Origin of the sequence: Janibacter sp. Y6 (genome assembly GCF_040900765.1) — a bacterium.
In the GTDB taxonomy this organism is placed as follows: Bacteria; Actinomycetota; Actinomycetes; order Actinomycetales; family Dermatophilaceae; genus Marihabitans; species Marihabitans melonis.
The window spans coordinates 236,838-244,413 of record NZ_JAKLYZ010000005.1 but is presented as its reverse complement, the minus strand read 5'-3'; the positions used below and the strand labels follow the sequence as shown (position 1 = coordinate 244,413).

Annotated in this window: 7 protein-coding genes and 1 tRNA gene; 3 read left to right on the top strand and 5 right to left on the bottom strand. The window is 72.0% G+C overall.

Going from position 1 to position 7,576, the window contains the following annotated elements:
* Nucleotides 1-123 precede the first annotated feature (123 nt).
* A tRNA-Pro gene (locus tag L6241_RS13365) sits at nucleotides 124-200 on the bottom strand.
* A 30-nt stretch (nucleotides 201-230) separates the two neighbouring features.
* On the opposite strand from L6241_RS13365, the gene L6241_RS13360 reads away from it, so the two are divergent.
* Nucleotides 231-830 (top strand): hypothetical protein, encoded by a 600-nt coding sequence (locus L6241_RS13360; RefSeq protein WP_368246666.1) that lies wholly within the window; start codon nucleotides 231-233, stop codon nucleotides 828-830.
* Here the strand turns inward: L6241_RS13360 and L6241_RS13355 are convergent.
* A complete protein-coding gene (locus L6241_RS13355; protein ID WP_368246665.1) occupies nucleotides 796-1,743 on the bottom strand; it encodes a metallophosphoesterase in 948 nt (315 codons plus the stop codon). The genes L6241_RS13360 and L6241_RS13355 overlap by 35 nt on opposite strands.
* 71 nt (nucleotides 1,744-1,814) lie before the next feature.
* Between L6241_RS13355 and L6241_RS13350 the strand changes: the two genes are divergently transcribed.
* The gene (locus L6241_RS13350; RefSeq protein ID WP_368246664.1) at nucleotides 1,815-2,273 is read left to right on the top strand and encodes a GatB/YqeY domain-containing protein; all 459 of its coding nucleotides are present in this window, start codon (nucleotides 1,815-1,817) and stop codon (nucleotides 2,271-2,273) included.
* A gap of 68 nt (nucleotides 2,274-2,341) precedes the next feature.
* On the opposite strand, the gene L6241_RS13345 is transcribed toward L6241_RS13350, so the two are convergent.
* Entirely contained in the window at nucleotides 2,342-4,873 is a 2,532-nt protein-coding gene (locus L6241_RS13345; RefSeq protein WP_368246663.1) for a transglycosylase domain-containing protein, read from the bottom strand.
* A gap of 255 nt (nucleotides 4,874-5,128) precedes the next feature.
* Here L6241_RS13345 and L6241_RS13340 point away from each other — a divergent pair, with 255 nt between their 5' ends.
* On the top strand, nucleotides 5,129-5,413 hold the full coding sequence (locus L6241_RS13340; RefSeq protein WP_068274195.1) for a WhiB family transcriptional regulator: 285 nt from the start codon (nucleotides 5,129-5,131) through the stop codon (nucleotides 5,411-5,413).
* Nucleotides 5,414-5,449: 36 nt separating this feature from the next.
* On the opposite strand, the gene L6241_RS13335 is transcribed toward L6241_RS13340, so the two are convergent.
* Together L6241_RS13335 and L6241_RS13330 are read right to left on the bottom strand one after the other, a co-directional pair.
* Complete coding sequence (locus L6241_RS13335) at nucleotides 5,450-6,574, bottom strand: ArsA family ATPase (protein ID WP_368246662.1); 1,125 nt, start codon at nucleotides 6,572-6,574, stop codon at nucleotides 5,450-5,452.
* Nucleotides 6,571-7,551: an ArsA-related P-loop ATPase gene (locus L6241_RS13330; protein ID WP_368246661.1), complete on the bottom strand. Its 981-nt coding sequence runs from the start codon at nucleotides 7,549-7,551 to the stop codon at nucleotides 6,571-6,573. The genes L6241_RS13335 and L6241_RS13330 overlap by 4 nt, the downstream gene beginning before the upstream one ends.
* Nucleotides 7,552-7,576: the final 25 nt, after the last annotated feature.

The window sequence follows — 7,576 nt, the reverse complement described above, 5'->3', positions numbered from 1 at the left end:
GCCGACACCGGCGAGATCATCCGCCAGCTCACCCTCGACCCCACCCGCGACTACCAGCCCCAGAACAGCACGAAACCCCCGAACCCGTAGGTTCGGGGGTTTCATATGTCCTGAGACAGGACATGGTCGGGGTGACAGGATTTGAACCTGCGGCCTCTTCGTCCCGAACGAAGCGCGCTACCAAGCTGCGCCACACCCCGTGGCTGACGCCGTCTCGAGGACGGCGACACGTGAGGATAACTCAGTCCCCGGCGCTGCCCACAATCGGGCCCGAGGACCGGCTGCCGGTCGGTCGTGGAGAGGGCGTCTGCGTGCCCGTGCCGGGGTCCTGCGTGCCCGGGTCGTCGGAGGTCTGCGTCGGGCTCGTGCTCGACGGGTCGGGCTCCGGGCTCTCGTCGGGCGTCTCGTCGACGGTCGGCGTCGGGGTCCAGGTGGGCTCCGGCGTCCACGTCGGCGTCGGGGTCCAGGTGGGCTCCGGCGTCCACGTCGGCGTCGGGGTCCAGGTCGGGGTCGTCGTCGTGCTCGTCGGCTCCGGCGTCCACGTCGGCTCGGTCGTCGTGGGGGTGGGTGTCGGGGTCGGGAGCGGGGTCGTCGTGCCGGAGGTGGTCGTCGAGCTCGTCGTGCTGGTGCGCGTGCGGGTCGTCGTCCGCGACGTCGTCGACGACGTCGAGGTGGTGGAGCTCGTCGTCGCCGGCGCGGGCACTGCGACGGGCTCCTGGCCCAGTCCGAGCGCGACGACCGAGGTGCCCGTGGCGAAGATGCCCGCGAGGGCCAGGGCCACGCCCTCGACGACCCTCATGCCGCGCGCCCGACGGCGGGGACGAGCGTGAGCAGGCTGGCCTCGGGGCGGCAGGCGAAGCGCACCGGGGCGAAGCGGGAGGTGCCCAGCCCCGCCGACACGTGCAGCCAGGACGCGTCCTGCGGGGCCTCCACGTCGGGACGGTCGGCCGCGCCGGGCCACCAGCGCGACACCCCCTTCGCCCGACGCCGGTCGAGGTCGCAGTTGGTGACGAGCGCCCCGTAGCCGGGCACGCAGAGCTGGCCGCCGTGCGTGTGGCCGGCGAGGACGAGCGACGCCCCGTCGGCGTGCATGGCGTCGAGGACGCGCTGGTAGGGCGCGTGGGCGACGCCGAGGAGCACGTCGGCCCCGTCCGCGCGCGGTCCGGCGACGTCCTCGTAGCGGTCGCGGCCGATGTGCGGGTCGTCGACCCCGACGAGGTCGAGCGCGAGGTCACCGACCTGCAGCGTCGTGCGGGCGTTGTCGAGATCGGCCCAGCCCCCGGCGAGCATGCCGTCCCGCAGCTCGTGCGTCGGTAGCTCGACACGGGTACGGGGGGCCTCGCCGTACCGCGGGGTGAGGTAGCGCGCGGGGTTCTTCGGCGCCGGCGCGTAGTAGTCGTTGGACCCCATGACGAAGGCCCCGGGCAGCTCGAGCAGCGGGCGCAGCGCGTCGAGGACTCCCGGCACCGCTCGCTCGTGGCTGAGGTTGTCACCGGTGTCGACGACGAGGTCGGGGCGCAGCCCGGCGAGGTCGCGGATCCATCGCGCCTTGCGCTCCTGGCCGGGCACGAAGTGGATGTCGCTCACCTGGAGCACCCGCAGCGGGCGGGCACCCTCCGGCAGCACCGGCAGGGTCCACCGTCGCAGCGTGTAGAGCTGGCGCTCGACGACGCCGGCGTAGGCCAGCGCACCCGCTCCGGTCGCGGTCAGGGCGAGGGCGCTGCGCGTCAGGAGGTGGGTCACGCCGCCATTGTCGCCCACGGCCTGCGGGATACCTGGTCGCCCCCGCCGGGGAGGCGGGGGAGAATGTCACCATGACCGACACGCTCAAGGCCACGATCCAGCACGACCTGCACGACTCGATGCGTCAGCGCGACCAGGTGCGCTCCTCGACGCTGCGCATGGTCCTCGCCGCGATCACCACCGAGGAGGTCTCGGGCGACACCGCCCGCACGCTCTCCGAGGACGAGACGCTCAAGGTCGTGGCCAAGGAGGCCAAGAAGCGCCGCGAGGCGTCCAGCGCCTACACCGACGCCGGTCGCCCCGAGCTCGCCGCGAAGGAGGACGCCGAGCTCGAGGTGCTCCAGGGCTACCTGCCCGAGCAGCTCGACGACGCCGCCCTCGCCGCGATCGTCGACCGCGCGATCGCCTCGACGGGTGCGACGGGCATGGCCCAGATGGGTCAGGTCATGAAGGTCGCCCAGGGCGAGGTCGCCGGGCGGGCCGACGGTGGTGCCGTCGCCGCGATGGTCAAGGCGCGCCTCGGCTCCTGATCGTCCGAGCACGACGAAGGGGGTGACCCACCAGCTGGTGGGTCACCCCCTTCGTCGTGCGGCTGAGCTCAGCCGTCGTTCTTCTTGGGCTTGTCGCCGGTGTTCTTCGGCTTGCCGTTCGTCTTGGGGTTCTCCGGCCCCTTCGTGCGAGTGGGTGCCGCGCTCGTCGACGTGGAGGTCGGCGAGGGCGGGGCCGCCTGGGCCTGGGTGGTTGTGCTCGGGGGAGCCGCCTGGGTCTGGGTGGGCGCCGGGGGCGCGGTCACCGGTGCGACGCCGTTGGAGACGTAGTACTCGACCGTGCCTCCCTTGAGCGCCTGGCCGGAGGGCGAGGTGTAGGCGACGGTCCCGGCCGGCGCGGTGCCGTTCGCGGAGCCGGTGTTGCGGGGGTTGAAGCCCGCGCCCTTGAGGATGGAGTCTGCCTCAGCAGGGGTCTTGCCAACCACCGAGGGGATCGCCGTCAGGTCGCCGTTGACGACCTTGCCGCCGGGGTCCTTGAAGTCCTTCTTCGGCATGCCGTCGCTCGCCTCGTCCATCATCTGCTTCCACAGCGGGGCGGCGATCGTGCCACCGAAGACGGCCTGCGGAGGACGTCCGCCGATGCTCAGGCCGTCCATGCTCTTCTCGGTGATCGGGGTCCCGACCCACACGGCGGTGGCGAGCTGGGGGGTGTACCCGACGAACCAGGACTGGCGGTGCTTGTCCGTGGTGCCGGTCTTGCCGGCCGCGATCCGGCCATCAGCGAGCTGGGCACCGGTGGCGGTCCCTGACGTGATGGGCGCCTCGAGCAGGCTCGTGACACCACGCGCGACGGCGGGGTCCAGCACCTGCTTGCAGGCGGGCGGCTTGATCTTGATCTGCTTGCCGTTGGCCTTGGTGATGGACTCGATGGGGTTCGGCGGGCAGTACTTTCCGTCCGCGGCCAGAGTCGCGTAGCTCGAGGCGAGCTGCAGGGGGGAGGTCGAGTCCGAGCCGAGGACGAGGTTGGCGATGGAGTAGTCGCCCTTGATCTTCTTGCTGGTCTCCTGGTCGACCGTCAGTCCGTAGGTCTGGCCGTTGCCGTCAGTCAGACCCATGGCGGCCATCGTCTTCGGAATGTTGCACGAACCGATGTCGGAGGCGAGCTGGGCGAAGGCGGTGTTGATGGACTGCTCCGTCGCGTAGCGCAAGGTGAGCGGCTTGCCACCGCTGTCGAAGTCGTTCTGGACCTCCCACGGCGCTCCCGCGGTGCATGACGGGTCGAACTCGGTCGGCATGAATGTGTGGGGGTTGCCCAGGCCGGCACGCGGGGCGTTGACCGTCGACTCCATCGGCTTGCCCTGCTTGAGGGCCGCGACGAGGGCGTACATCTTCGCCGTCGAGCCGATGGCGAAGCCGTTGGTGCCGCCGTAGCGGGTGGGGTAGGTCCAGGCCTGCTCGGAGTACTTGGTCGAGGCCCGGTCGAGACCGACCTTGTACTGCGACGTCTGCGCGATGGCGCGGACCTTGCCGGTGCCGGGCTCGATCATCGCCGAGGCGGCGCCGACACCGCTCGGGTCGCCGTTGGGCACCCGCTCGGTGAGGTCCTCGTGCATCTTCTTCTGCCAGTCACGGCGCAGCGTGGTCTTGATCTTCAGACCACCGGTGTTGACCGCCAAGAGCCGGGCGTCGGGGTCGGGCCCGAGCTCGGGCATCGTCTTGAGGTACTCCATGACGTAGTTGCAGAAGTACGGGTCGACGGCCTTGGTGCAGGTGCCGCCCTCGCTCTCCTTGATCCGGACCATGTCCGAGACCTTCTGCTTCGTGTACTTCTTGTGCTGCCACTCGCTGATGTCGCCGAGCGAGAGCATGCGGTCCAGGACGAGGTCGCGTCGCTCCTGGACCTCCTTGGGGTTGTTCCGGATGTTCAGCCGGCTCGGCGACTGGACCACCCCGGCGAGGGTCGCGGCCTCGCCGACGGTGAGCTTCTTGGCCGAGGTGGAGAAGAAGTGCCGGGCGGCGGCCTCGACCCCGTAGGCCTGGTCGCCGTAGTAGACGATGTTGAAGTACCCGTTGAGGATCTGGCCCTTCGTGTGCGTCTTCTCCACGTCGAGGGCGTACTTCATCTCCTGCAGCTTGCGGCTGTAGGTCTGCTCGGTCGCCGCGGTGGCGGCCTCCTGGTCGTCGGCCCGCAGGGCCTTCTCCTGCAACATGATCTTCACGTACTGCTGGGTGATCGACGAGCCACCCTGGGTGGACCCGCTGGAGAGGTTGGAGAAGAAGGCGCGGCTGGTGCCGCGCAGGTCGATCCCGCCGTGCTCGTAGAAGCGGCTGTCCTCGATCGCCAGCTGGGCGTTGATCATGTTCTTGCTGATCTTGCTCATCGGGACGATGATCCGGTTGGCGTCGTAGGGCGTCGCCAGGACCTTGCCGTCGGCCGAGTAGATCTTCGACTGCTGCGCCAGCGAGATCGCGGTGAACTCGCCGTCGAGGTCCTCGAAGGCCCCGACGGTGCCGCGTGCGGCGCTGCCGGACGCGCCGGCGAAGGGCATGAGCAGCCCGGCGCTGATGAGCCCCATGCCCACCGCGACGGCGACGAAGGCCCCGAGCAGCCGGACGAGGTTGGGCATGGCAGATCGCGACATGTCCTCCAGGGTAACGGCGCCCCCTGAGAGCGCCAGGGAGGCTGACGAAGCGGCCCGTCGGGGTCCGCGGAGGACGGCCGTCGGCGGCTCAGTTAGGCATTGGTTCAGGTTTGGTCAAGAAATGGTCAAGAAGTAGTCCTTTCGGGCCATGTATCTCGGACCGTTCCGGTGCCTACCATGAATCCGGCTCGTACCGGGGAGTAAGAGCCAGTGTGAAGTCAAGGAGTGGGGATGACCGTCGCAGCGCAGCGAACGATGAGCTGGACCGACGACTGGGCGAAGGAGGGTCGGTGCCGGGGGATGGACCCCGACGCTCTCTTCGTCCAGGGCAAGGACCAGCGGGCCGCCAAGCTCACGTGCCGGGGATGCCCCGTCGTGGCGGAGTGCCTGGCGGATGCTCTGGACAACCGGACCGAGTTCGGTGTCTGGGGCGGGATGACGGAGCGGGAGCGCCGCGCGCTGCTGCGTCGTCGCCCGGATGTGGCCAGCTGGTCCGACCTCTTCCAGAGCGCAGCTCGGGGGGCCGCCGTCAGCCGGTGATCGACCGGCTCCGATGACGTCCAGGACCCCGACGGGTCAGCGCACCAGGTGGTGAGCGAGCTCGTCGAGGGCCTGGACGTCATCTGCGTCGTGGGGGGAGTCGGGGACGACGACGACCGGCACCTGCTCGTCCGCGACGAGGTCTCGCAGCGTGCGCAGGACGCTCGCGTGGCGCCGCGCCCTCCGGGTCCGCTCCACGTGGACCGCGAGGGCGGCCCGGCCCACATCGGTCTCGACCGCGTCAGCGGCGGCGAGCGCCTCTCCGGTGCCCACCGTCGAGGTGGCCCGCACGACCCGGTTGACGACGAGAGCCCGCGGTCGCACCTCGTCGTCGGCCAGCCGGGCGAGCAGGCGGCGGCTCTCGACGACGGAGGCGTCGTCGGGTGCCCCGACGACCACCCAGGCGGTCGTCGGCGAGGTCAGCGCCGCGTACGTCGCGTCGGCGCGCTCGCGGAAGCCGCCGAGCACCGTGTCCAGCGCCCCGAGCAGGGTCTGCACGTCACCGACGAGCGAGGGGCCGAGGACCGCGGAGACGACCCCTCGGCCGAGCGCGACGCCCTGCCCGGCGACCTTCCGGCCGAGCCGGCCGCCGGCTCGCGCGGGGGCGGACAGCACCCGCAGCAGCCGGCCGTCGAGGAAGCGGCCGAGCCGCGCGGGGGCGTCGAGGAACTCCAGCGCGGAGCGCGACGGCGGGGTGTCGACGACGAGCAGGTCCCAGCGCCCGGTGCGCATCATCTCCTCGCGCAGCTGACCGATGCGCTCGACGGCCATGTACTCCTGCGTGCCCGCGAGCGAGGTCGACAGGCTCTCGTAGAGGGGGTGGCCGAGGATCGCGGCGGCACGGTGAGGACCCGCGTGCTGGCGCACGAGGTCGTCGAAGGTCCGGCGCATGTCGAGCACGAGCACGTCGAGGCTGCCGGTGGAGCCGTCGCCCACGAGCCCGGTGACCGGGTGCGGCTCGCTGCTCGAGGGGTCGGCGCCGAGGGCCTGGGCGAGTCGTCGCGAGGGGTCGATGGTGAGCACGACGACCCGGCGTCCCTGCCGCGCCGCCCGGACGCCGAGGGCGGCGGCGGTCGTCGTCTTGCCGACGCCGCCGGCCCCGCAGCACACGACGACGCGCACCGACGGGTCCTCGAGGACGTCGCCGAGGGGTCCGCTCACGTCAGCACCTCGAGGTCGTCGGCCAGCCGGTCGAGGTCGTCGCGCTCGACCTCCTCGCCGAGATGACGAAGGGGGATCACCTCGCGCCCGAGGTCGTCGAGCCGGGCGCGCAGCGCGGCCCGGTCCTCGTCGCGCTCGACGCGGTCGAGCAGCTCGCGGTGCAGGGCGCTCACCGCGCCCGTCCCGAGGTCGAGACCTGCTCGGGAGAGGTCGTCGGCGAGCTGGCCCACGGCCGCGTCGGACCGGGCGGCGGCTCGTCCCCCTTCGTCGAGGACGGGGTCCTGCCAGCGGGAGACGAGCACCGAGCCGAGCGGCCAGCCCGCTGCGGCGAGCTCGGCGCCGGACTCGAGGCTCTCCTGCACGGGCAGCTCCTCGAGCAGGGCGACGAGGTGCACCTGCGTGCCCGGGCCGCGCAGCCAGGAGAGCACGCGCTCGGCCTGCCGCCGCACCGGGCCGCTGCGCACCATGACGGTGGTCTGCCCCGGTGCGCCGAGGAAGCGCGCGACGCGACCGGTCGGCGGGGCGTCGAGGACCACGACGTCGTAGTGGGGGCCGTCCCGCCCCGCCCGCTGGCGCCCGGCGGCCTCGTGGATCGCGCCGAGGACGAGCACGTCGCGGACGCCGGGGGCGACCGCGGTCGCGAAGTCGACCGCCCCGACCGCGGTGAGCACGCGCGCGGCCCCGGGCACCCGCACCTTGAGGCGGAGGTAGTCGTGCAGCGCGGTGCGGGCGTCGACGTCGAGGACGTGCACCGATCCGCCGGCCTCCGTCGTCAGCGCCGGACGCTCGCCCTCGCCGGGCGCGACGCCGAGCAGGCGGGCCAGGGCGTCACGCCCCTCGACCTCGACCGCGAGGACCCGACGACCCCCCTTCGCCAGGGCGAGAGCGAGGGCTGCGGCGGTCGTCGACTTGCCGGTGCCCCCCTTGCCGGTGACGACGTGCAGGCCGACCTGAGGTCGCTGCGGTCTCGAGGGCACCTCCGCAGCGTAGACGGCGCGAGGG